Annotated in this window: 21 protein-coding genes, 3 tRNA genes and 1 pseudogene; 17 read left to right on the top strand and 8 right to left on the bottom strand. The window is 53.0% G+C overall.

Annotated elements, in window-relative coordinates:
• Positions 1–93: 93 nt before the first annotated feature.
• From PFER_RS04415 to nuoI, 13 genes are read left to right on the top strand one after another with little or no spacing between them, the layout of a single operon-like run.
• Positions 94–600, top strand: a complete 507-nt coding sequence (locus PFER_RS04415; RefSeq protein WP_048149194.1) for a Na+/H+ antiporter subunit E — start codon at positions 94–96, stop codon at positions 598–600.
• Positions 597–851 carry a monovalent cation/H+ antiporter complex subunit F gene (locus PFER_RS04410; RefSeq protein ID WP_048149193.1) on the top strand — a complete coding sequence of 85 codons (255 nt, stop codon included), beginning with the start codon at positions 597–599 and terminating at the stop codon, positions 849–851. The genes PFER_RS04415 and PFER_RS04410 overlap by 4 nt, the downstream gene beginning before the upstream one ends.
• Positions 848–1,216 carry a monovalent cation/H(+) antiporter subunit G gene (gene mnhG / locus PFER_RS04405; RefSeq protein WP_048149191.1) on the top strand — a complete coding sequence of 123 codons (369 nt, stop codon included), beginning with the start codon at positions 848–850 and terminating at the stop codon, positions 1,214–1,216. The genes PFER_RS04410 and mnhG overlap by 4 nt, the downstream gene beginning before the upstream one ends.
• Positions 1,213–1,494, top strand: coding sequence for a DUF4040 domain-containing protein (locus PFER_RS04400; protein WP_048149189.1), 282 nt, complete (start codon positions 1,213–1,215; stop codon positions 1,492–1,494). The genes mnhG and PFER_RS04400 overlap by 4 nt, the downstream gene beginning before the upstream one ends.
• A 2-nt stretch (positions 1,495–1,496) precedes the next feature.
• Positions 1,497–2,204, top strand: coding sequence for a Na(+)/H(+) antiporter subunit B (locus PFER_RS04395; protein WP_048149414.1), 708 nt, complete (start codon positions 1,497–1,499; stop codon positions 2,202–2,204).
• A complete protein-coding gene (locus PFER_RS04390; RefSeq protein WP_048149187.1) occupies positions 2,201–2,545 on the top strand; it encodes an NADH-quinone oxidoreductase subunit K in 345 nt (114 codons plus the stop codon). The genes PFER_RS04395 and PFER_RS04390 overlap by 4 nt, the downstream gene beginning before the upstream one ends.
• Positions 2,542–4,026 (top strand): proton-conducting transporter transmembrane domain-containing protein, encoded by a 1,485-nt coding sequence (locus PFER_RS04385; RefSeq protein ID WP_048149184.1) that lies wholly within the window; start codon positions 2,542–2,544, stop codon positions 4,024–4,026. The genes PFER_RS04390 and PFER_RS04385 overlap by 4 nt, the downstream gene beginning before the upstream one ends.
• Entirely contained in the window at positions 4,023–5,879 is a 1,857-nt protein-coding gene (locus PFER_RS04380; RefSeq protein WP_394296994.1) for a proton-conducting transporter transmembrane domain-containing protein, read from the top strand. Before PFER_RS04385 ends, PFER_RS04380 begins: the two co-directional genes overlap by 4 nt.
• A 3-nt stretch (positions 5,880–5,882) precedes the next feature.
• The gene (locus PFER_RS04375; RefSeq protein ID WP_048149182.1) at positions 5,883–6,812 is read left to right on the top strand and encodes a respiratory chain complex I subunit 1 family protein; all 930 of its coding nucleotides are present in this window, start codon (positions 5,883–5,885) and stop codon (positions 6,810–6,812) included.
• A 10-nt stretch (positions 6,813–6,822) separates the two neighbouring features.
• Entirely contained in the window at positions 6,823–7,404 is a 582-nt protein-coding gene (locus tag PFER_RS04370; RefSeq protein WP_048149180.1) for a NuoB/complex I 20 kDa subunit family protein, read from the top strand.
• Between the two features lie 2 nt (positions 7,405–7,406).
• A complete protein-coding gene (locus tag PFER_RS04365) occupies positions 7,407–7,946 on the top strand; it encodes an NADH-quinone oxidoreductase subunit C (protein ID WP_048149178.1) in 540 nt (179 codons plus the stop codon).
• A 10-nt stretch (positions 7,947–7,956) separates the two neighbouring features.
• The gene (locus PFER_RS04360) at positions 7,957–9,132 is read left to right on the top strand and encodes an NADH-quinone oxidoreductase subunit D (protein ID WP_048149176.1); all 1,176 of its coding nucleotides are present in this window, start codon (positions 7,957–7,959) and stop codon (positions 9,130–9,132) included.
• A 5-nt stretch (positions 9,133–9,137) separates the two neighbouring features.
• A complete protein-coding gene (gene nuoI, locus PFER_RS04355) occupies positions 9,138–9,833 on the top strand; it encodes an NADH-quinone oxidoreductase subunit NuoI (RefSeq protein ID WP_048149175.1) in 696 nt (231 codons plus the stop codon).
• Between the two features lie 108 nt (positions 9,834–9,941).
• On the opposite strand, the gene PFER_RS04350 is transcribed toward nuoI, so the two are convergent.
• From PFER_RS04350 to PFER_RS04330, 4 genes are all read right to left on the bottom strand, one after another.
• On the bottom strand, positions 9,942–11,213 hold the full coding sequence (locus PFER_RS04350) for a sodium-dependent transporter (protein ID WP_048149172.1): 1,272 nt from the start codon (positions 11,211–11,213) through the stop codon (positions 9,942–9,944).
• A 96-nt stretch (positions 11,214–11,309) separates the two neighbouring features.
• On the bottom strand, positions 11,310–13,805 hold the full coding sequence (gene malP, locus PFER_RS04345) for a maltodextrin phosphorylase (protein WP_048149170.1): 2,496 nt from the start codon (positions 13,803–13,805) through the stop codon (positions 11,310–11,312).
• A 223-nt stretch (positions 13,806–14,028) separates the two neighbouring features.
• The gene (locus tag PFER_RS04340; RefSeq protein ID WP_157255083.1) at positions 14,029–14,466 is read right to left on the bottom strand and encodes a hypothetical protein; all 438 of its coding nucleotides are present in this window, start codon (positions 14,464–14,466) and stop codon (positions 14,029–14,031) included.
• Positions 14,467–14,835: 369 nt separating this feature from the next.
• The gene (locus PFER_RS04330) at positions 14,836–15,528 is read right to left on the bottom strand and encodes a hypothetical protein (RefSeq protein ID WP_048149165.1); all 693 of its coding nucleotides are present in this window, start codon (positions 15,526–15,528) and stop codon (positions 14,836–14,838) included.
• A gap of 304 nt (positions 15,529–15,832) precedes the next feature.
• Here PFER_RS04330 and PFER_RS04325 point away from each other — a divergent pair.
• Positions 15,833–16,590 (top strand): annotated as a pseudogene (locus PFER_RS04325) (molybdopterin-binding protein).
• Between the two features lie 4 nt (positions 16,591–16,594).
• Entirely contained in the window at positions 16,595–17,422 is an 828-nt protein-coding gene (locus PFER_RS04320; RefSeq protein ID WP_048149163.1) for a translation initiation factor eIF-2B alpha/beta/delta subunit family protein, read from the top strand.
• A gap of 35 nt (positions 17,423–17,457) precedes the next feature.
• On the opposite strand, the gene PFER_RS04315 is transcribed toward PFER_RS04320, so the two are convergent.
• Positions 17,458–17,534 (bottom strand) — tRNA-Thr (locus tag PFER_RS04315).
• Between the two features lie 104 nt (positions 17,535–17,638).
• Between PFER_RS04315 and PFER_RS04310 the strand changes: the two genes are divergently transcribed.
• A tRNA-Thr gene (locus PFER_RS04310) sits at positions 17,639–17,715 on the top strand.
• Between the two features lie 208 nt (positions 17,716–17,923).
• On the opposite strand, the gene PFER_RS04305 is transcribed toward PFER_RS04310, so the two are convergent.
• Positions 17,924–21,169: a PEGA domain-containing protein gene (locus tag PFER_RS04305; protein ID WP_048149161.1), complete on the bottom strand. Its 3,246-nt coding sequence runs from the start codon at positions 21,167–21,169 to the stop codon at positions 17,924–17,926.
• A 347-nt stretch (positions 21,170–21,516) separates the two neighbouring features.
• On the opposite strand from PFER_RS04305, the gene PFER_RS04300 reads away from it, so the two are divergent.
• Positions 21,517–21,594: transfer RNA gene (locus PFER_RS04300), tRNA-Pro, on the top strand.
• A 66-nt stretch (positions 21,595–21,660) separates the two neighbouring features.
• On the opposite strand, the gene tmk is transcribed toward PFER_RS04300, so the two are convergent.
• Both tmk and PFER_RS04290 read right to left on the bottom strand, forming a co-directional pair.
• Positions 21,661–22,311 carry a dTMP kinase gene (gene tmk, locus PFER_RS04295; RefSeq protein WP_048149159.1) on the bottom strand — a complete coding sequence of 217 codons (651 nt, stop codon included), beginning with the start codon at positions 22,309–22,311 and terminating at the stop codon, positions 21,661–21,663.
• 90 nt (positions 22,312–22,401) lie between these two features.
• Positions 22,402–23,109, bottom strand: a complete 708-nt coding sequence (locus PFER_RS04290; protein WP_048149157.1) for a phosphohexomutase domain-containing protein — start codon at positions 23,107–23,109, stop codon at positions 22,402–22,404.
• Positions 23,110–23,197 lie beyond the last annotated feature (88 nt).

Genomic DNA, 23,197 nt, shown 5'->3' with positions numbered 1-23,197 from the left:
AGTTCTGTTGATAAAGTTTATATAGGTAAATTCTGAACCAAGGGTTAGCTAGTGTGTAAAAACTTTCAAATTTAAGTGCCTGGAGGGTTGTGAATGGGAGAAGCAAGCAGGATAAGCCGTTATCTCTACACAGTGATTGTGTTATTTGTTATTTGGATTTTTCTGACGAGCAGCTTGGATATACAGGAACTTGAGATAGGCCTCGTCCTTTCACTCATAGTGGGCGCACTGACCTACAGCATCTTCACGGAGAGCGGACTGGCCAACCTCCACCCCAAGAGGGTCGCCTATGCGATAGCGTACGTGCCCTACTTCCTGTGGGCGATGCTCATGGCTAACCTCGACGTTGCCTACCGCGTTCTCCACCCCAAGAGACCCATAAACCCCGGAATCGTTGAGTGCAAAACCGTTCTCGACAACGACCTCGGGAAGCTCGCCCTCGCGAACTCGATAACCCTGACGCCGGGAACCATAACCCTCGACGTCAAGGGAGACAGGTACTTCATCCACTGGATAGACGTTAAGGACGCGAGCGTTGAAGGTGCCTCCGAGAACATAACTAAGCCCTTTGAAAAGTTCCTAAAGGTGATATTCCCATGATAGGCGTAAACATTTACCTCGCCCTCATAGCCATAGCGACGCTCCTCAGCATGTACCGCGTTTTCAGGGGACCGACCACTGTGGATAGGCTCGTCGCGGTTGACATTATGACCACCATCACCGCGGGACTCATGGTGCTCTTCGCGCTCTACTACAGAAGAGCCATATTCCTCGACGTGGCCCTCGTCTACGCGGTTCTCGCGTTCCTTGGAGTGATAGCCTTCGCGCGCTACCTGGAGGGAGGGATATGATAGCGAGCTACATCGGAGAGTTCCTTGTCATCTTCGGGACGATCTTCTACCTGCTCTCAACTCTCGGCCTGATCAGGATGCCCGACGTTTACAACAGGATGCAGACTGCCACAAAGAGCGCCACTCTCGGTTCCCTTGGAGTCATAGTGGGAACCGGAGTGTGGGCCATTGACCACGTGGGAAGCTACGCCTGGCTTCCAAAGACCATCGTCATCGCGGTCTTTCTCCTGCTGACCAATCCCATCAGTGCCCACGCCCTCATAAGGGCAGCCTACAAGAGCGGCATCCCCCTCTGGGAGGGTAGCGTCGTTGACAGATACAAGGAGGCCCTGGGGGCTGAAAATAAGGAGGGGGGAGAGGAATGAACTGCATAACCTGTATAGAGTACATCATTGTGGCCATGATGGTTCTCTCCGCGATATTCGCCGTTGAGTGGAGGGACCTCCTTGCGGCAGTGGTCGGAATGGCCGCTGTAAGTCTCTTCGCGTCAGTGCTGTTCTTCTTCCTTCAGGCGCCTGACGTGGCAATGACGGAGGCGGCCATAGGCGCGGCCATGAGTGCTGCAGTGTTCATATTCGCCATAAAGCGCACGGAGAGGTTTGAAAGCGAGGAAGAAGGTGTAGGGTGGTGGATGAGATGGTGAGCGTGCTTAAGAGGGCGTTTGCTATAATCACCCTCCTGTTCATCGGCCTCTGGATGGCCAGCGCCCTTTCGGGTGTTGACTTCGGAGCGGACAGGATGCTCGTCGGCAAGTACTACCTCAACAACGTCATGATGGAGACGGGAGCGGTCAACACAGTCACCGCGGTAGTGGTGAACTACCGTGGGTTCGACACCCTCGGTGAGGTCACCGTTCTCTTCATAGCCTCGACCGGCGTTGGAGCACTCCTCTGGAGGAGGAAGAAGGAGAGGACCGCGAGAACGGAGGGTTCCGTTGTTCTAAAGACGGGAGCAAGGATTCTCCTACCGTTCATAATGCTATTCGGTGCCTACATATTCATCCACGGACACCTCACCCCGGGAGGGGGTTTCCCCGGTGGAGCGACTATAGCGACGGCCTTCCTCATGCTCTACCTGGCCTTCACGAGCTATGAGATAGAGCACAGGGTCTTCGAGCCCCTCGAGGGCCTCGCGGGTATGGGCTACGTGACGGTCGGCCTCATAGGCCTCGCCATAGGCGGGTACTTCCTCTTTGACTGGATATGGCAGACGTGGGGATGGGGACACGGCAACATCGGCAGGCTCTTCAGCGCCGGGTTCATCCCCGTAATCTACACGCTCATAGGTCTCAAGGTCGGCACGGAGCTCACGGGAATCGTGGACAACATGGTCAAAGAGGAGGTGAGCGAATGATCAGCGCTTACTACTTCGGCGCGATAGCACTGATCCTCATAGGCTTCTACGCGGTACTCGTCAAGAGGAACGTGCTCAAGATGCTCGTGGGGCTCAGCATAATGGAGACCGGCGTTAACCTCCTCCTCATAAGCGTCGGCTACGTTAGCGGAAGGAGCGCTCCGATACTTAGCGAGGGCATCGGTCCATCCAACGCCGTTGACCCGATTCCCCAGGCGCTCGTCCTCACGGCAATCGTTATCGGTGTTGCGACAACTGCCCTAGCCCTTACGATTGTGATAAACCTCTATGAGAAGTACAAAACCCTCGACGCTGAAAAGATAAGGAGGTTGAGAGGATGAGCCAGTACGCGTCACTTTTAATCGCGCTCCCGCTTATCAGTGCGTTCTTCATCCCCGTACTCAAGAGGTTCAGCAGGAGCACCATAATGCCCTTCCTCGTCCTCGTGACCGCCCTTCAAGCGGGGATAGCAGGGTGGGTGTTCAGGGAGGTCTACACTACCGGAAAGCCGATAATAGTCATGGCCGGCGGTTTCAGGCCCCCCGTTGGAATCAACCTCTACATAGGCCACTTCGCGGCGCTCTTCGTGCTCATAGTTGCACTGGCAAGCTTCTTCATGTCCATATTCAGCATGAAAGCCATCAACGTTGAGCCGAAGGACAAGTACGCCATGCTCTTCCTCCTGCTGATGCTCGGAGCAACGGGCATGATAGCGACGGGAGACATATTCAACCTTTTCGTCTTCATGGAGATAACCGCAATAAGTGCCTACGCTCTCACGGCCTACAACAAGACCGGAGAGGCGAGCGAGGCGGGACTTAAGTACATGCTCCTTGGAGGAATAGGCTCGAGCTTCTTCCTCGTTGGAGTTGCCCTCCTCTACGGTTCCCTTGGGACGCTCAACCTCGCGCACATAGCCCTCCTCGCAGGCAAGATGAACGCTACCGTGGCCCAGGCGGCGCTGGCCCTCATAATATTCGGCTTGGCTGTTGAGGCCGAGCTCTTCCCGCTCAACGCATGGGCACCCGATGCCTACCAGGCGGCACCGCACCCGATAACGGCCATGTTCTCGGCCTTCGTGGTCAAGGCGGGCCTCTACGCCATAGCGAGAATCCTCTACGTCCTTGGTGCGGCATCGGGATGGGCGAACGTGGCGAGGCTCCTCATCATAATGGGCACCCTGACGGTAATAATCGGCGAGCTTTCAGCACTGCGCCAGAGGGACGTTAAGAGGATGGTAGCATACTCAAGTATCGCCCAGGTCGGCTTCATAGCTGTAGCGTTCTCCCTCGGCACCGCCGGCGGTGTCAGTGCGGCGGTATTCCACATGGTCAACCACGCGATAATCAAGGCCCTCCTCTTCCTGGCGGTCGGCTACGTGGGGATAACCCTTGGAGGGACTGCCATCGAGGACTTCCAGGGACTTGGGAAGAGGATGCCTCTGACGGCTTTCAGCATAACCGTTGGAGCAGTGGCCGTCATGGGAATACCGCTCTTTAACGCCTTCTGGAGCAAGATGCAGATTATAATGGCCGCCATGGAGGCAAACTACGCGTGGGTTGTCGCCCTTGTCTTATTAGCCAGCATCGTGGAGGCGGCGTATTACATAAGGCTCATCCACACGATGTGGTTCACGGGGGAGGGCGAGAGGCTCAGCGAGAACCTTGTCCTCGGGGTGGTAATGCTCCTCCTCGTGGCGGCCATCATCGTAATAGGTCTCTACCCGGAGCCGCTCTGGAACATTGTCCAGAAGGCAGGAAGCGACGTCTTTAACGTGGCCAACTACATCAAGAACGTTCCACTGATGGGGGTGGGAGCATGATTAACGAACTCGCTCTTATCGTATTCGCTCCCCTTGTGGCGGGAGCCCTCGCTTGGCTCCTTGACGTTAAGGGAATAAAGGAGGCAATAGGCCTCATAGGAGCAGCTGTGCCCCTTGCCTATACCGCCATGCTCTACGAGAGGGCCTCTGAGGGTATCTCATTCGCCGTAAACCTCGGGGTCTTTGACATCACCTTTAGACTCGGCCAGCTCAACTGGTTCTTCGTTGGCATAGCGGTCCTCGTTGGCTTCAGCGCGGTCCTCGCCCTCGTATCAACGGCGAAGGACAGCTACGAGTGGCTGTTCGCGTTAATGAGCCTCAGCGGAGTGCTAGGTGTTTTCCTGGCCGCGGACCTCATGACCTTCTTCATCTTCTGGGAGGTCATGACCTTCGCCAGCTTCATGATGGTACTCCACTACAACCGCTCCGCGTCCCTCAAGTACTTCCTGCTCAGCGTTGCCGGGGCATACGCGATGCTTATAGCAATAACCTTCATCTACGCCAAAGTGGGAAGCTTTGACTTCGGCGCTGTTCAGACGGTTTTTGCTCAGGACGCCTACGCCAAAATGCTCGGCGGCCAGGCCACTTTCAGCTCCACGGAGCTAATGGCGCTCTTTGGACTGTTCCTCGTGGCCTTTGGCGTTAAGGCCGGGATGTTCCCACTTCACGTGTGGGCGCCAGATGCCTACTCCGAGACCAACCAGAGCTACACCTCAATGTTCAGCGGAGTTCTCAGCAAGGCCGGTGTCTACGGCTTCATCCTCATGTACATCCTCATAGGCACGAGACTCGCGGTTGAGTTCGGCGCCTTCAGGAGCGCATCCAAGTTTGGCTACATAATAGCCTTCCTTGGAGGTCTCACCATAATCGTCGGCGGTCTGCTCGCCGCTTTGCAGGAGGACATAAGGAAGCTCTTCGCCTACTCGAGTATAAGCCAGGTGGGCTACATACTCGTGGGCATCGGCGTGGGAACTGCTCTCAGCATGCAGGCTGCTTTGTTCCACGCCCTCAGCCACGCGCTGTTCAAGGGCCTGTTCTTCCTCATAGTGGCTACCATCGTTCACCGCACGGGCAAAACCACTTTCGCCGACATGGGTGGTCTGGCGGAGAAGATGCCCTTCACCTTCGCCATGGCCTTCGTGGCCATATTGAGCCTCGCGGGAATACCCCCGCTGGTCGGTTTTGCCAGCAAATGGGTGCTCTTTGAGGCAGTTATAAGCCAGAACCTGCCCATACTCGGCGGCATGGTGTTCTTCGGAAGTGCCATAGGTTTCGTCTACCTCATAAGGTTCACCTACGCGGTGTGGTTCGGGCAAAGACCAACCGACCTCGACGACACGAAAGATGCTCCGCTCCCACTGGCGATAGCGATGACGATACTGGCGCTCTTCAACGTGGTACTTGGTATAGCGCCGGGTCTTGTCGCCAAGGAACTCAACAAGATGTTTGGCAAGGAGATCATCGGCGGCAACCTCTTCGTCCTCGACCTCGGCTTCGGTAAGTACAACGCGCTGGCAATACTCATATACCTCATCGCGGGCCTCATAGTGGCGGCAGTAATCTACTTCCTTGGCGCTAAGGTGAGGAGGGTTCCCGTCACGGACACCTACCAGTCGGGTAACCCCGTCACCATGGACTACAATCTAACCATAAGGAGGAACTTCTTCCTCCCACTCAAGGAGGCCCTTGCCTTCTGGCTCAGGATAAGCTTCGACAGGCTCTACCGTGACATCGGGGCATGGGTGGAGGATCTCGCCGAAGTCCTCCGCAACTACATCTACAACGGAAACGTCCAGAGCTATGCTTGGTACCTGCTCATAATACTCCTAATCCTTGCAATGTGGGGGGTGTGAAAGATGATTGAGACGGCACTCAAGGCTCTCTTTATACTTCTTTACGCGACCTTTGTGGGCTTTATGTTCATGGGAATAATCAGGATAGTGACGGCAAGGATACACAGGAGGGTTGGTCCGCCAATCTACCAGCCTATCCTCGATACTATCAAGCTCCTCTCCAAGAAGAGCAACATAACCCACGGCCTCATCTACGACTTCGGAATCCTCTACGCGGTCGGCGCTACAGTATTAGCTGTGATGTTCATACCTCTCGGAAACGTCGGTGTGCTCAGGGCCTACGGTGACCTAATCCTCATCACCTTCCTCCTTGAGATACCGATGCTCGGTATAATGTTCGCCGCGATGAGCTCGGGCAACCCCTGGGCCGGTATAGGTGCGCAGAGGGCACTCCTAACGCTCCTCGCCATACAGGTGCCGCTTGGATTTGCCATAGTGGCGTTAGCAGAATACTACGGAACCTTCAGCACCTACCAGATAGTCATGGCCCAGCAGACGATGGGATGGAGCATCGCCCACCTCCCGCTCCTGCTCGCGGCGATAGCTTACGACCTCGTCCTCCAGGCCATGTTCGGAAAGGAGCCCTTCGACATAATGATAGCCCCGGGTGAGATATCCCTTGGTCCAATGGTCGAGTTTGGGGGAAAGCACATGGGCCTCCTCAACATCCAGCACGCTATAGCGCTCTTCGCGGAGACGCTGTTCTTCAGCAACATCTTCCTCGGCGGTGGAGTGGTCACGGCATTCGCAAGCCCAATACTCAACACTATCGCGAGCCTTGGAGTGCTCCTCGTCAAGCAGGTGGCGGTACTGCTGGTGGCAACATTCATGGCCGCAATATTCCCGAGGTTCACCATAGACCAGGCGGCAAAGTTCTACTGGAAGTGGCCCACAATAATAGCCGCGCTTGGAGCTATACTGGCAAGTCTGTGAGGTGATGAAAATGGTGGATTGGAGACTCTTTGACCCCCTCTTTGAATACGCGAGAAAGAGGAGCATGTGGATTGTGGCTTTCTGTACAGGGTGCGGTGGTATAGAGATGCCGCCCCTCGCCACCTCAAGGTTTGACTTCGAACGTTTCGGTATGATGCCCAACCCAGCCCCGAGGATGGCCGACCTCTTCCTCATTACGGGCTACGTAACCCCAAAGACCCTCAAGAGGATAATCATAACCTACGAGATGCAGCCTGACCCGAAGTACGTCCTTGCCCACGGCTCATGCCCGCTCAACGGAGGAGTTTACTGGGACGGCTACAACGCCATCAAACACCTCGACAAGTACATACCCGTTGACGTTGTCATAGCGGGCTGTATGCCGAGGCCTGAGGCCGTTATGGATGGAATTCAGAAGATGATGGAGCTCATAGAGACGGGCAAGGCCGATGGATGGAAGCGCTACAAGGAGAACTACGAGTACTACAAGAAGAACCAGGACGAGCTCTTCGGTGAGGGATGGAGAGAGAAGACTGCGAGAAGATGGATACCCTGGGTGGTTGACAGGAAGAATGAAGTGAGGGAGGAGTGAGCATGGCGGAAGAGGTTAAGGCAACCTGGTCAAAGGGGGAGGAAATTGTGAACGCGCTCCTTGAGAAGGCGCCCTACGCCGATGGAACGGTTAGGAGGGAGAGGCGGCTGGAGTTTAAGGTTCCGGCCGACAGGATACCTGACTTCCTCCGCACGGCCAAAGCGAACGGCTTTGAGCTTCTGCTCCAGATCACCGCCGTTGACTGGCTCAAAGATGGTGAAATGGAGCTCGTTTACCAGCTCTTCAGCATAAGCCACGGCACCCACGCGATGGTCAAGACCAGGCTTCCAAGGGACGACGCTAGGATTCCAAGTGTCAGGGACATATATCCAGCCGCTGAGACCTACGAGAGAGATGCACATGAGTTCTACAAAGTGATCTTTGAAGGCAACGACAAGCTTGAGATGCCCTGGATACTGGAGGACGAGGACAAAGAGGCCGGAGTTTGCCACAGGAAGGACTTCGACATGCTGACCTACGTGAAGAAGAAGTACAAACTCCTCGACAGGTTTGATGAGGATAAGGAGAACTACGTAATCTGAGGTGATGATAATGGTTTCACAGGAAGAACTCATTATGGAAGCGAGAGCGAATGGGATGGACCTCCTGCCCATAGATAAGGACACTTATGAGCTCTTTTTCGGTCCACAGCATATGGCCACCGAGAACTACAGCCTGATCCTTAAAATGGACGGCAACAGGGTTGTCAAAGCGGTAGCCAACCCCGGTTTCCTCCACCGCGGTTTCGAGAAGCTCGCCGAGTACAGGCCGTGGCACACCAACATAGCCCTGCTCCTTCGTATATGTGTGCCAGAGCCAGATGTGCCAGAGGCAATATACTCCATGGCTGTGGACGAGATAATGGGATGGGAGGTTCCGGAGAGGGCCCAGTGGATAAGGACGACCGTCCTCGAGATGGCCAGGGTCAGCGCCTACCTGTTCTGGATAATGGGGCTCAGCTTCAAGCTCGGTGTCTACACTGCTGGCCACTGGGCCGCAGCCTACAGGGAGAGGCTCATGGCCCTCTTCGAGCAGCTCACTGGGGCGAGGGTTTATCACATCTACACAATCCCCGGCGGAGTTAGGAGGGACATACCCGGAGACAAGTGGCTCCGCCAGCTGAAAGACACCGTCGAGTACATAAAGGACAAGCTCAAGGACTTCGACAACATCCTCTTTGAGAACTACATCACCTACAGGAGGCTTGAGGGAATAGGCGTCATGGACAAGAGATTTGCCCTCTCCGAGGGCGTCACCGGCCCCAACCTCCGCGCGACGGGAGTGCCCTACGACGTGAGAAGGGTTGACCCATACCTCCTCTATCCCGAGCTGGACTTCGAGGTTCCTGTCCTCAGGGAGGGGGACGCGCTTGCCAGGGCACTCATAAGGCGCTTTGAGATAGAGCAGGACTTATACGTCCTCGAGCAGCTCCTCGACATGGGGCCGCCGAGCGGGCCCTACAAGGTCAACCACCCTGGCTTCAAGAGCCTTCCGAGGCTTAAGGTCCCTGCGGGCGATGCCTTCGCCCACGTCGAGGCGACCAAGGGTGACTTTGGAGCCTACGTCGTCAGCGACGGAAAGAACAAGCCATACAGGGTGCAGATTAGAGGACCCAGCATCGCCCACGGAATTAGAGTGATAGAGCAGCTGCTCGTTGGAGCGAGGCTCGCCGATGTGCCCGTCATACTTATGAGCCTTGACAACTGCCCGCCGGATATAGACAGGTGATGGAAATGGAGGAGATTACGTTTAGGATTGCCCCGGAGAGTAAGGTCAGGAAGAAACCCTCATTCCTCAAGCCTTGGATGAGTATCAAGTACCTCTTCAAGAAGCCGGTCACGATAAAGATACCCTACGAGAGCTTAGAGCCTGCCAAGGACTACCGCGGATTCCACACCCTCAACTGGAAGACCTGCATAGGCTGTAACATGTGCGGTCAAATATGTCCAGCGAGAGCAATAGAGATGACGTGGATAGAGGTGGACGGCAAGGTGGAGAAGAGGCCCCATCCGAAGGTTGACTACGGACGCTGTACATTCTGCCAGTTCTGCGTTGACGTCTGCCCAACTAACGCACTCGGCTTCGCGGAGAGCTACATGCTCACAACCGAGTGGAAAGATGAGGAGCTTCAGCTCTTCGACTGGGTGCCAATACCCCCCGAGACGTTCAGGGAGATACAGGAGAGCCGTCGTGACTGGAGGTTCCCTGTGGAGAGGATAAAGTTCAACAAAGAGACCAAAGAGGTCACATACTACCTTAAGAACGGGGAGGAGTTCAAGTTCAAAATACTGGGCTACGGCCTCAAGCCGCCGGCGGCGGCAAAGCCAAAGCCCGCGGCAAAGCCGGCCGCCAAGTCGGTCGAGAAGAAAGAAGAGCCCAAAGCGGAAAAGAAAGAAGCTCCCGCAAAGCCTGAGGAGAAGAAGGAGTGACCTTTTCTTTTTAACTCCTTTATGGTTGTTGCCCTCTTCTGAGACTCGGGCGTCCTTTTGAGAACCTTCCGTCGGAGGGCCTTCGGACAAAAATTGAGAAGAAGGGGCTCACTCCCCTGGGGGGCTCCTCACTCCAACACCAATGACGAGCACCGCCAGGGCTATGATTACCGAAGCCCAGTACTGTGTTCCCATCGTCGTGACGTTGTGGAGGGTTTCGATGCCAAGCACTGCGAACATCACGATGCCAATGGCCGCGATGGCCCTCTCGGGGAGCGTCACGTGCTTGAGCCTGTAGACGAGGGGAATCGCTTCGAAGATGGCTGTTATGAACAGCGCTATGTTGACCGCCTGGAGGCTTATGTCGGCCACGAGAGGTACCGCATTGACGAGGCCGAGGATGAGCACTATTCCCGCCACGTAATTGGCGCCCTGCTTTCTTCCCACGCCCATGAGCGCTGGAACCATCTGGAGTGCCGTCTCGAAGATGGGGATTATGCTCGTAATGCCCGCCATGAACAGCCCGAGTCCTATGAGGAGTGTTTGGAGCGGCGTTAGGTATGTGACAAGCTCCCCCATGAACTTGAGGGCCGCTTCCTCACCGCCCGTGGCGAAGTTAAGGAGAAGGCCGGGTGAGGCCTGGGAGGCCCCGTAGATGAGGGTGTACGTGCCCATGATTCCAACCAGCACCTGTATGAGCACTCCCCCTCCAATGATGACCTTCGCGTTGAATCTATCACCGAGGAAGCTGCCCAGCATGAGGTAGAACATGAAACCCAGTCCCACTCCGTAGATTGCCCTTATTGCCGCGTCCCTCAGGAGGGCCAGCGTTATGGGGTGGCTTGCGTGGAGCATCCCGTTTGCCATCTGGAGGTAGGCGTTGTCGGGGCTTATTGTCGTTCTGAAGAGTATCCCGAGGAGCACCACGAGAAGTATGAAGGTAATACCTCCCCATGCCATGATGAGGAATGTCTTCTCCTTGGCGCGGGAGATTATCAGATAGGCCAGCACTATTATGAGTATCTTCGCGATGAGCCTGCCCATCGTTCCCGTTCCTAGGAATGGCGATAGGAGCGTCAGTCCAACGTTGGCCGTGTAGTAGGATAGGAAGAGCACGTTTAGCACAAACGCCGCTATTAGCATTCCCCTGTATGGAGTGAGCTTTGTGTAGAGTTCCACGAAGTGGTAGCGGCTCCTCTGAACGGCCTCCGCCTCTGTGATGGCGAGGTACATGAAGGCCACGGTGAATAGTATGTACGCTCCGAGTCCGTTCGTTCCGTATTTGAGCCAGAACTGGGGTACCAGCCCAAGCGTTCCTATACCCGCGGCGTATCCCGCCACGAGCAGGATTAGATAAGCTGTCCATTTCCTCGTGTCCATGGCCATCACCCGGATTTTATCATCAAATTAAGGGGCTTGAAATATAAAAGAGTTGTGCCCTTTGCAAGAAATTCAAAAAATTTTCAAAAAAATGGATTACGCCTCGAAGAAGCCCTTCCACTTCACAAGGCCCAGGAGGAACTCGTGGGGGAGCTTCTCGTGATGGGGGTGCACCCTGACGGCGTAGTGCCAGCAGGGGTTTCCAAGGTGCTTCAGGGCGCTACCCTCGTACCTGTAGAGCCACCTTCCGCCCCCGAGGTCTTCGGGGTGCTTGAGTTCTATGATGTGGGGCTTCTCAATTATATAGCCTTCCGCCTTGACGCCGTAGTAGAGCTCCACCTTGACGTCCTCCGGGTTCAGTCCATCGAGGTCAACCGTAACCTCCACAGCCCTGGCGTCCTGGGTAAGTATCCTCTCTATCCTCACGTTCGGCCACGAGGCGAGGATGCGCTCCTTCCACGCGGCGATGTTCCTGGTCTCGTGGTAGTTCTCCCTGGTGAGCCAGATGTGGTTGCTCATGGCCTTGGAATAGAACTTGTCCATGTACTCCTTTACCATGCGGTGAGTGCTGAAGCGCGGTGCGATGCTCTTTATGCTCTCCTTCATCATGTATATCCAGCGCTCGCGGTTGCTGTAGTAAGTTGGAATGACCTCCTCCTCGAGAAGGCGGTAGAGGCTCTCCGCGTCTTTGGGGTCGTCCGCTTCCGTCTCCGGCTCCGTGGTTTCTTCCCCGATAACCCAGCCGTTCTTTCCGTTGTAGCCCTCGACCCACCAGCCGTCGTAGATGCTGACGTTCAGAACGCCGTTCAGCCCGGCCTTCATTCCGCTCGTTCCGCTCGCCTCCATGGGCCTGCGCGGGTTGTTGAGCCACACGTCAACGCCGGCAACCATGAGCCTCGCGCTTCCCATATCGTAGTTCTCCATGACGAATATCTTTCCTTTGAACTCGGGCATCCGGGAGACCTCGTAAACCCTCCTGAGGAACTCCTTTCCCCCCTCGTCCATCGGGTGTGCCTTTCCTCCGAAGACTATGTAAACCGGCCTCTTCGGGTTGTTGAGGAGCCTCTTGAGCCTCTCAAGGTCGCTCAGTATGAGGGTGGCGCGCTTGTAGGTTGCAAAACGCCTCGCGAAGCCTATTATGAGGGCGTTCTCGTCTATCTCCGGGAGGGGCTCGTCTATTCCAAGGCGTGTGTTCCTCCGTATCGCCTTCCTTCTGAGGAGTTCTATAAACTCCTTCTTGGCCTTGAGGTGTGCCTCCCAGAGCTCCTCATTGGGTATTCTCTCGACGGCGTACCATATACCCTCTATGTTGGCGTGCTCCCTCCAGATTCTTCCCACGTAGCGGTCTATGAGCTTCTTGATCTCGTTATGAAGCCACGTTTTTGTGTGGACACCGTTGGTTATGGCTTCTATGGGAATCTCGTCCAGCGGAACCTCTTTCCAGATGTCCTGCCACATGCGCTTGCTTACTTCAGCGTGCAGCTTGCTCACGCCGTTGACGTAGCTGGAGGTGCTTATTGAGAGAAGCGTCATGTTGATCTGGTCGCCCTCCCTTCCGAGGTCTAGGAACCTCTCCTTTGGAAGCCCCTCGAAGAACTTCTCGAGTCTCTTCTCAACCTCCGTGATGGGGAAGCGGTCGTGGCCGGCCGGAACCGGTGTATGGGTCGTGAATATCGTCGTCCCTCTAACGAGGCTCCAGGCCTCCATGAAGCTCAGGCCCTCATCCATGTACCACGCTATCCTCTGGAAGTTCGCAAAGGCCGGGTGCCCCTCGTTGAGGTGTATAACACCGGGCTCAACTCCAAGGGCCCTGAGGAGCCTCATCCCACCTATGCCCAGGAGGATTTCCTGCTTTATTCTCTTGTCCATCTCCGCGTTGTAGAGGTAGTCGCATATCTTCCTGTCGTCCTCGTCGTTCTCGGGAACATCGGTATCGAGGAGGTAGAGCTCCACCCTGCCCACCTTAACCTTGAAGGCCCTCGCGTAAACCATCCTGTCCTCTATGGGCACCTCCACCCTCAGCGGCTTTCCGTCCTTTCCGAGTACGGGCTCTATGGGCATCTCCTCCGGGCTGTGCTCGGGGAATACTTCCCTCTGTCTTCCGTTCTCGTCTATCTCCTGCCTGAAGTAGCCGTGCTTGTAGAGGAGGCCCACCGCTATGAAAGGCAATCCCAAATCGCTTGCCGTCTTAACGTGGTCGCCGGCGAGTATTCCAAGGCCACCCGAGTAAATCGGAAGGCTCTTGCTTATGCCGTACTCCATGCACATGTAGACTATCGGCCTGTCCCACTTGGGGTAGTTGGTTGAGAACCAGGTTGATTCGGCCTCCATGTAGTGCCTGAACTGGTCCATAACGAGTTCATAGAGGTTCATGAAGTCGTCATCCTTTGAGAGCTCCTTGAGCCTCTCCTCCGGAGTATCGAGGAGTAGTTTCACGGGGTTTTTGTACTCGCGCCAGTGCTCGGGGTCAATCTTCTCCCAGAGCCTGGTGGCCCTTCTGTTCCAGCTCCACCAGTAGTTGTACGCCAGCTCAAGAAGCCCCTCAATGTTGCCGGGGAGCTTTGATTCAATCATCTTTTTGACGTCTTCCATCACAATCACCTCTGGATGTTTACTCATTGGCGGTGATACATTAAAAGGGTTTTGGGGAGCCGGGAGCATAGGTTCCGGTCGAAGCTTTTAGGCCGATAAAAAATGAGGGCACCTTAAGCTAGTAAGCCTCCATTGCCACAGCTCTACACTGGACACATGTCATTCACACACGTAATTCCCACCAAACAAGTTCCCTCTCATGCACCTCTCTGGGTTTATGGGGTCAAACCGGTGGGAAGACAAAATAAATGAGCAACCCAATGCCAAATACTGAGGCATATTTCTTTATTAGTGTAAGAGTATCTGATGACATCTCTTTTCCCAGGAGATAAAATGACAAAAACCAGCCAGTAGTCATGAAAATGCTCTCTAAGGCACTCCTTAACGAAATTAAATATGCGTTAGTTAGAACAAAATACCCAATGAGCCTAAAGAATGTACAGAAGGTTCCAGCTACGAGTAATGGAACGAACGCAGATTTAATCTCATTGGAGCCGATTTTCTGCCCCAACACTATCCAACTAAAAATGCTTGCCGTTGAAATCTGCAACAGAAATCTAATTCCCACTCCAATTACGGCAACTAGGATTTTCCAAATCGACGCATCCATAATTCGAAGCATTGCGTAAAACCCTATGATCTGATTGGAGTACGCAATCACTCCATATGTTATTGTCACCAGTATGAAATGTAAAACATTACGATTGCGTGGTTTCATATCAAGTCCCCCTCAATTCCTGTGAAGCGTCCGGGCCACTATAAGAGACAGGAGTACGAGAACTAGTGTGCCCCCTACAAAACCCCATGCTCCCTGTTCTTGGTACCCCCATTTTAGTTGTTCGAGGATCCATGAATCTCCCCACAGGAATATTCCGGCCATAGTTCCCAGAACTAACCCCAAAAGGGAATACGCGAGTTTGATCTTGGTATCGATTTTAACGAATAGGATACCTATCAATATTGTGGGTATCCCAGTAAAAGGATTAAACGCAAGTAAAAACCCAAAAAGAAAATATAAAAAACGCAACGTTCACACCTCCGTAAAGTACACGGCATCCACGTTTATACCTGAGGCAAAAACAATGATTGCTGAAAGCGCATCTGCTAAAGAGGATAGACTACCCCTGGACACAAAATCAACGAGTTTATCCGCCCATTTTCCACCTCCCAGTTTACCTGTGAATGCTATAATAAAGTTTTCGAGATTGCTCATCCCCAATGTAACTATTCCATGTCTCCCATATCCCGCATCAAATTTTAGGTCTATTCCCCACCATCCTCCGCTACTGACCCAAGAAGAATAACTTGTTTCTATTGTTTTGAATCGAATTCCAGTGCCCGGCACCCTGTGGGTCTTTATGGACTTCAACTTGAAGTTTTTCCCTCCAAAGGTGTCGCTGTATACTGTCATATCGGGGAGTATGGTATATGTGGAATACCCAAAGAGAGGAACATACTTAAACACAGAAATGCTCAATCTCCCCCTCTTCCCATGTTTCACTTTGTAATGCCACATATACCCGATATTACCATGATATTCTCTATTTTCCGATATTATGCTATTGTCGTAACTCACAAGCCAGGACATAATAACACTTCCCAATCCTATATTGTGTTGAGGTTTTATCGGTTCCTTCTGAAAGGGCATTGCCATGGCGCTCCCTGCGCTCATCCCAACCATAATAACCCCTAAGAGGAATCCTATTAATGGTTTCCACTTCACTGCTACCACTTCTTTAAGTGTTCATAATCGTAGAAACTCATGGCATTTATAAATTTTTCTATTTGATAGTAAAAAATAAACTAGTTACAAAATAATAACATAATTAATAACACTTGTGTTTTATGGTGAAAAGAAAAAGTAAAAAAATGTTGTCTGATAACTCCAAACCATGCCTATTTGTAGGCATATTTTCCACGGTTCATCACTAATCCGAAATACTGCTGATTGAACTCTCCCGATAATGTTGCTCATCCCCACCGCTTAGCTTATTAAAGGGTACTCCCAAAACCCTTTGGGTGGGAACGTGTACGCAGAAATCCTTACCGTGGGGGACGAGCTTCTCACTGGCAACACCGTGGACAGCAACTCCGCTTTCATAGCGAAGAAACTGACGGAGATGGGCTACTGGGTGAGGAGAAAGGTCACGGTCGGTGACGATGTTGATGAGATAGAGGTAGCGGTGAGGGAAAGCCTCGAAAGGAAGCCCGAGGTCCTGATTATCTCCGGTGGACTGGGGCCGACCCATGACGACGTTACGATGACTGCGGTCGCCCGCGCCGTTGGGAGGGAGCTGGTCCTGTGCGAGGGCTGCCTCAAGCGGATTGGGGATTTCTACAGGGCGCTCTATGAGAAGGGTATGATAGATGACCCCGAGCTCAACAAGGGGAGGAGGAAAATGGCCTACCTTCCGGAGGGTGCCGAGCCGCTGGAGAACACGGAAGGTGCCGCCCCCGGAGCCTACATCGAACACGGGGGAGTGAAGATATTCGTGCTCCCAGGAATGCCCCGTGAGATGAAGGCCATGCTTGAGAAAGAAGTCCTGCCCAGACTCGGGAAGAGGACTTTCATCCAGAGAAAGCTTCTGGCCGAGATAACGGATGAATCAAAGCTCGCTCCACTCCTCGTTGAGACCATCCAAAAGTTTTCAGTGAAAATCCACTCATCACCAAGGGGTTCGGCCGATATATAGGGCTCATCATCTTCGGGGAGAGCGAGGAGGAAGTTGAAAGGGCCAGAAGGTTTATGGAGGATAGGGGACTGAGGTTTGAGGTGGGCTGGTGATTACATGCTTCCGGAGGGCGTTCGGGTCATCCTGGAGGAGCTGAAGGCCGAGAGGATAAGGGGCGCTTCGTACATGGCGAGGCGAGGTGCGGAGGCCTACATCGTTCTGGCCGATTCTCTGGAGGGAGAGGAGCTTGAGATGGCCATCAAAGAGCTTGGGAAGGAAATGATGGCCGTCAACCCTACCATGGCCTCGCTCTACAACCTCGTCCGTTTCATCCCCTCAACGGGCAACCCAGAAATCGTGAGGGCGAAGGCGTTGGAGTTCATACGGCTGAGCAGGGAGGCTTTAAGGGAAATCGGAAACATAGGGAGCGAGTTGGTGGATGATGGCGACGTTATAATCACCCACTCCTTCTCCTCCTCAGTTCTTGAGGTTCTGAAAACAGCTAATGCCAAGGGGAAGCGTTTTAAAGTCATCCTCACGGAAAGCGCCCCAGACTATGAGGGGCTCGCCCTCGCGGGGGAGCTTGAGCGTCTTGATATTCCCTTCGAGGTCATAACGGACGCCCAGATCGGTCTTTTCGCGGGGAAGGCCACCTTCGCGCTCGTTGGGGCGGACAACGTGACGCGGGACGGGGCGGTAATAAACAAGGCCGGTACGTATCCCCTGGCCCTCGCGTGCCATGAGAGTGGCGTTCCCTTCTACGTGGCGGCCGAGAGCTTCAAGATACACCCCGAGCTGGAATCGGGGAAGGTGCATCTCGTGGAGCGCAGGCTCAAGAGAAACCACTTCATTGTGAGGAACTACGTCTTCGATGTAACGCCGTGGAAGTTCGTAAGGGGGGTAATAACCGAGCTCGGAATTCTGGTACCGCCGAAGGAGCTTTAGAAAACATGACGCGATGGCGCAGTTTAGGAAGAGAGTGGAGCCGGGACCGGGATTTGAACCCGGGACCTGCGGATTACGAGTCCGCCGCCCTGCCGAGCTAGGCTACCCCGGCGCCCAATGGAGTAAGGCCGGAGAGGGTTTATAACTTTTTCGAAGCGGGCCCCACCCAAGCGAAGCGAAAGCTTTATAAACCGAACGCGACACTTTTTCAATCGTGCCCCGGTGGCTCAGCCTGGTGGAGCGGCCGCTTGGTAAGCGGCAGGTCGCGGGTTCAAACCCCGCCCGGGGCTCCACAAGAAACTTTTGTTAAGGGGGTTTTATCAAGAGAGTTTCCTAAAGGATAACATTTCATCCCCAAAATAAGGGGATATTTTTGTAGGGCTCTTTTCCCCGGACAGAATTCCACACTTAATAATGCCGGTCACTGGAGGAAGTAATTTTTGAAAGAACGTTCACTCACATTTCCGTTAAATAACTCAAAAAGAAAAAACAAGAGCTCTCTCACTTCTTTCCTCTCAGCATTAGGGCCAGTATTGCTGCACTTAAGATGGCCCCCGGACCACAGATGGAGCCAGTGGATTCGGTGTTTGTTGGCTCTGGGTTGGAATCTGTCATGGGCACGCTGCTGGCCTCAGATGAAACTGTTTGAGGGGTGGTAGTGGTTCGTGCAGTGGCAGTTGAAGTGTGAGCAGGGGTTGTGGTAGTCGTAGTGGTTGTATGGATCGGTTTGGAAGTTGTGGTTGTTGTCGTGGGTATTGGTTTTAGTTGTGATGTTGTGGAGAAAGTTTTTCCGGCTGTTATCGTAATGTTCGTGGAGTATTCTTCGTAGCCTTCCTTAACGACCTTCAACTCGTGTTGCCCTGTTGAGAGTTTATAATCCTCTAACGGTGTTGCTCCAACGAATGCCCCGTCAACATAAACATCGGCTCCGGGTGGGTCGGAGTAAACCGTCAAGTGGCCAAAGGCAGGAGTTAAAGTCACCGAGAGCTCCCTGTTCTCACCGGGCTTAAGTGTTACTGTGGTTGTGTAGTCCTCGTAATCCTCCTTGGAGAGCTTTATCTGATAAGTTCCCGGATCCAGGGTTAGGGTTAACGGCGTTACCCCTCCATAAGCTCCATTGACATAAACTTCGGCTTCAGATGGGTCTGAAGTTATCGAAAGAGTTGCTGGGTTCAGTTCCAAATTGAAATCCATCCCCGCGGTTTTGCCCCAATCGGTATTCAGATAGGCGTCCAATTTGACAAACACAATAGATGCAGGGATGCTAGAGGATACGTTGGGGATGTATGATGAGAAATAGTCGTAGTACTCCTCGACGGTTTTTACTGGGATCCTGAACTCGATCGTGTTATTGTGGATAACCTCGTACTCGTTCATGCACCCCCAAGTGTAGTACGGCCCCCCATAATTGAATTCAGTCCCCCAGAAGGAGAACTCGGTGAACAATGGAAAGAACACCGTATCATCAAACGTACCCCAGTCACCGTCAAAGTCCAAACGGAATACGATGGCATACCGTTCGATATCGTAAACGGGTTTTGAAAGCTCGATTTTTCCGTAGATGTAAGCGCCGTCCCTGTAGAGCCTCGCGTCCTTAACGTACTCCCTGGAACCCCACGTTACGCTAAGCCTTTTCGCCACCCCATGACCCTCCCACTCGTCCCCAACACCATCCACCGAGAACTTCCCTGCAACCTCGTCCTTATCGGGAGTTCCGTCCCCATCGGAGTCATGGGAGGCTGTGCTGAGTCCAAGGAACAACTTTGAAACGTCTCTAGCACCGTCGTTGTCCAAATCTAAGGCATATAACTCGTCGAGGGCTCGGATACTCTCGTTAAACTTTTCCTCCGCCTCGTTGAACTTATTGGTGTCGAGGAACGCTATTCCCCTCAGATAACTTGAATTTGCAGTTGCGAGGAGATTGTAGTACTCGGAGTCTTTTGGCACTACTCGGGCCAGCCTATTGATCAGAGTGTCAATGTACACGCTTTTCCGGACGAGCCTGCTGTAGTCCCCGGTAATCCACAGGTTGAGCGACTCTATACTGGGCGGCCGTGGGCCGTATTTGGTGTAGAACTCGAAGAAATCAGAGGATCTGCCCTCCGTGTACTTGTTCAATATCTCAACGAACTTGGACTCCGTTAAAGGATAATTGCTTGCTAGCTCCCTTATGAAGCTGAGATACCTTGGGCCCGTTACTAGGTAGTCCCCTTTTAGATAAGAGTGGGGCAGAATTGGCATCAAGTCTGGGTTTCCATACTTTGCTTCCATTTCGAGGAGCGCATAATACAGGATATCTGGGGCCTCATTGTTTTTTCTCTGAAAGTCAAGCAAGTAGGCGAAATCGTCCCTGTATTTCTCGGCGTAGGCGTCCAGCGGCAGGCTAAAATCAACTATTGCATGGTTGTAATAGAATTCGGAAAAATCCACCCCCGTTGACTCTTTGATGGCCGTAATGAACTCGTCAACGTTTATGTCCTTGTAAGGAGTGCGGACTAGATACCGAAATACCGTATCCAGACTGCTCTGGTTATCGGTTTGCTTCCTGATCTCTTCATCAAAATACCAGAGCAGTAGTGGGGTATACCCATAACTTAACGTAGGCTGGTAGAGGGGATCATTCCCACTACTAAGCCTCTCTTGAATCCCTCTTTTGTACATAAGGTACAACGCATAGTATTTTCCCAAAAATCGCCTATCGTGAGTGTAATTATATGCCAGTTTGAACCCATAATACACGGCAGGCCCCTCACAGAAAACCCATGTCGCACCATTCAGGGACTGTGATATGATAATTACTGGAGGACACCACTCGTGGACAACATGATGGGCAATTTGATCCTGCCTAAACCCATCATCTATCTGCCACCAACCTCTTCCATAGATCCAACCGCTGGCCGCTGGCGTAATTGTTATCTCTTCGGCGGGGACGTAATCAAGAAGTTGAGAGAGCACGTGGAAGTGGTGTGCAGTATCCCGCATTAATCTCTCCGCCTCTTTTCTCCTGTCCATATCACTAAACAAATACGGCATTTGAGCGGGCCTATTGGGGGCGTTTCTCGGGAGGTTGGGGCGTTTGAAGAGCACATAATTTGTTTTAACTCCATAAAATTCTCCGGTGTACTTAATCGAAACTTCTCCCATTTCAATGAAGGATCGCAGGATGTCATAAACCATGTTCACTCTGATCACGTTCGAACTGCTCACGTGGAAGGGAGCAAAAGTCTCCCAGTTATCGGGTATATTGAACTCTACAGTGGCAGGTTTTCTTAAGTATTCATCTATGAGCCGGTAGCTCCTTTTGTCGTACGGGACGGCAAGTATCGCCTCCATGTTAAGTATGGCCATTGTGGTACTGACTCCGCTATGTTTGATATCCCCTGGAACCCCTGCTATTCTCTCCAGAGTATACCCCTCGATTTTGTATTTCAGGTACACGGAATCCCCATTTGGTTGTATTGTCCATCCATACTTCTCCTTCTCCAAAACATTACCGTCGGTCTCCAGCAATGTGACGGTTAATGGCACTCCTTTCCTTTCAAAGTAGTCTGCCGCGCGAAGTGTGAAGGTTAGCTGTGAGTCATCAACACCTGAGAAGTACGCTTCAACTGTAAGGACTTCACTGGTGTTGTCAATTGTGATAACGTAGCGTACGCCCCCTTCCGGCGAAGCCATCCCTAAACGCGGGACATTGCTTCCAAATAGAATTGTAACAAGGAACAGCAGGATAAATATTCTCTGGCTCATAACCTCCCCTCCAGGGAAACCAATTATTTTGTATTGGGACTTGAAAATATTAAGTTTTTTTGAATTGATAACTACTCCCACTTGAAGGGGTTACTAAAAAGCGAGCATGTGGATTTACCCAGGGGGCAACTTCCCTTATCAAGGAGGTCTGACCGGGGGGCCAAGTTTGTTATGTCTGTTAAACGGGTTTATTGGAGCATAAGATTTTTAAGGTGGGCTTGGTGATGACTATATGCTGGTCGGTGTGGCCACACGGGGGGGGACAGATGGGGCATTATTACACGGCGCTGAGCGCCGTGAAAGGCTCAAACACCGTGATGGCTGAAGTGGTATGTTGTTTGTCGCATGGGGCCGTGGGGTAGCTTGGTCTATCCTGCGGGCTTTGGGAGCCCGTGACCCGAGTTCGAATCTCGGCGGCCCCACCAGAAAGAGCGGTTCTGCAAAATAAAAGCAAAAATAGAAGGAGTGCTCAGTTAACCCTCTTATCGTCATCAATCCGCGTGGCTAACGCTCATCATCGCACCTTTGTTCAAAAGTTCGTGTTCAACGAGGGATACAATGTCCCTGTGGATGTCCTCAACGCTCGCGAGGGCGTTTATTATCCTGACCTCCTCGAAGCGCTTTGCGAGCGTGAGGTAGTTCTCGCGCACCTTTCTCTGGAGTTCCGCTATCTTATCGAACTCCGTCTTTATGCTCCTTCCGTTTATACGCTTCATGCTCTCCTTAACGGGAAGGTCGAGGAGGATGGTGAGGTGCGGCCTTATCGCAAAGCGGTTGAGGTCTATGAGCCAGTCGAGGTCGAGGCCCCTCGCCCACTGGTAGGCGAGCGACGAATAGAAATACCTATCGGAGATGACGACCTTGCCTGCCTCGAGTGACGGCTTTATGAGCTTTTTGACGTGTTCGGCCCTGTCGGCGGCGAATAGAAGGGCCTCCGCCTCGTGACTTATTCGAGCCCCGTCTATAATTCCCTCCTTTCCACCCGTCAGTACGAGCTTTCTTATCAGCTTTCCAAATGCTGTGTCCGTGGGTTCCTTTGTCAGAACAACTTCGTAGCCCCTCTTGTTAAACCACTTCGCTAGAAGCTTTGCCTGCGTTGATTTACCCGCCCCGTCTATGCCCTCAAGCACTATGAAGAACATCACTACACCTCCAGAATCAAAGGGATATCAAAAGATAGGCCTTGGACTTTTAAATCCTTTTAGTCAGGAACTTGTAAAAAGGGGGAAGTTTCACCCGAAAATAGACTTTAGATAGTCAAAGAGCTTCCAGGTGCTCGTGAAGACCTTTTTCTCGCTCCCGTAGAACTCTATAATGCCCTCCGGCTTGAAGCGGAGCCCAAAGCGATAGTCTCCCTTCTTGAGCCTCTGGAGAAAGACCTCCTTTGGCTTGGGCGGCACGTAGCTCGTCATCATGTCGTTTATCACGTCCGCCTCAAAGCCGAAGTGCTCGCTAAGCCTCGGGAAGAGGAGTACCGCTGGAGTGTTCATGCAGTCCACGAGAACCTTCCCGTCCACGGTGAACTTGTAATACCTGAACAGGTCATGGAGAAAGTCGTCGAGGGCGTTGGGGTAGTACACGGTGGCGCCTATGTCGTTGGGCTGTGCCTCGACGAAGTTCTTGGTGTCGAGGATGGCCTTGACCTCGTCCAGATCCATTCCGCTTATCTCCACCCTAACACCGTCGTTGTAGTAAACGTACGCCAGAGGGAGCCCCTTCATGTGGGCGAAATCCTTGAGCACGACAAGCGGGATGAGTCTTACGTCCATGGCGGTGGTTCCGGCGCTGAGGATCCCCACGGTCATCGCCCTTTTACCGTAGCGGGATATCGAGCGCCCGTCCCTCCCGACTATCAGCGTGCCGTGAACCACTGTTCCGATGGCCCTGCCTATGAGAGCGAGCTCTTCAGGCTTGAACTTCTCGGATGAATAAAGCTCCATCGTCACCACCACTCCATTCCCTTCCCGTGGAGGTTTCATGTCCCGGGTATATGACCTTTTCCCTCACAAAAAGTTTAAATCGGCTTGC

Origin of the sequence: Palaeococcus ferrophilus DSM 13482 (assembly GCF_000966265.1) — an archaeon.
Lineage (GTDB): Archaea > Methanobacteriota_B > Thermococci > Thermococcales > Thermococcaceae > Palaeococcus > Palaeococcus ferrophilus.
Note: the sequence above shows the minus strand (reverse complement) of the source record. Positions and strands in the feature narration are given on the sequence as shown.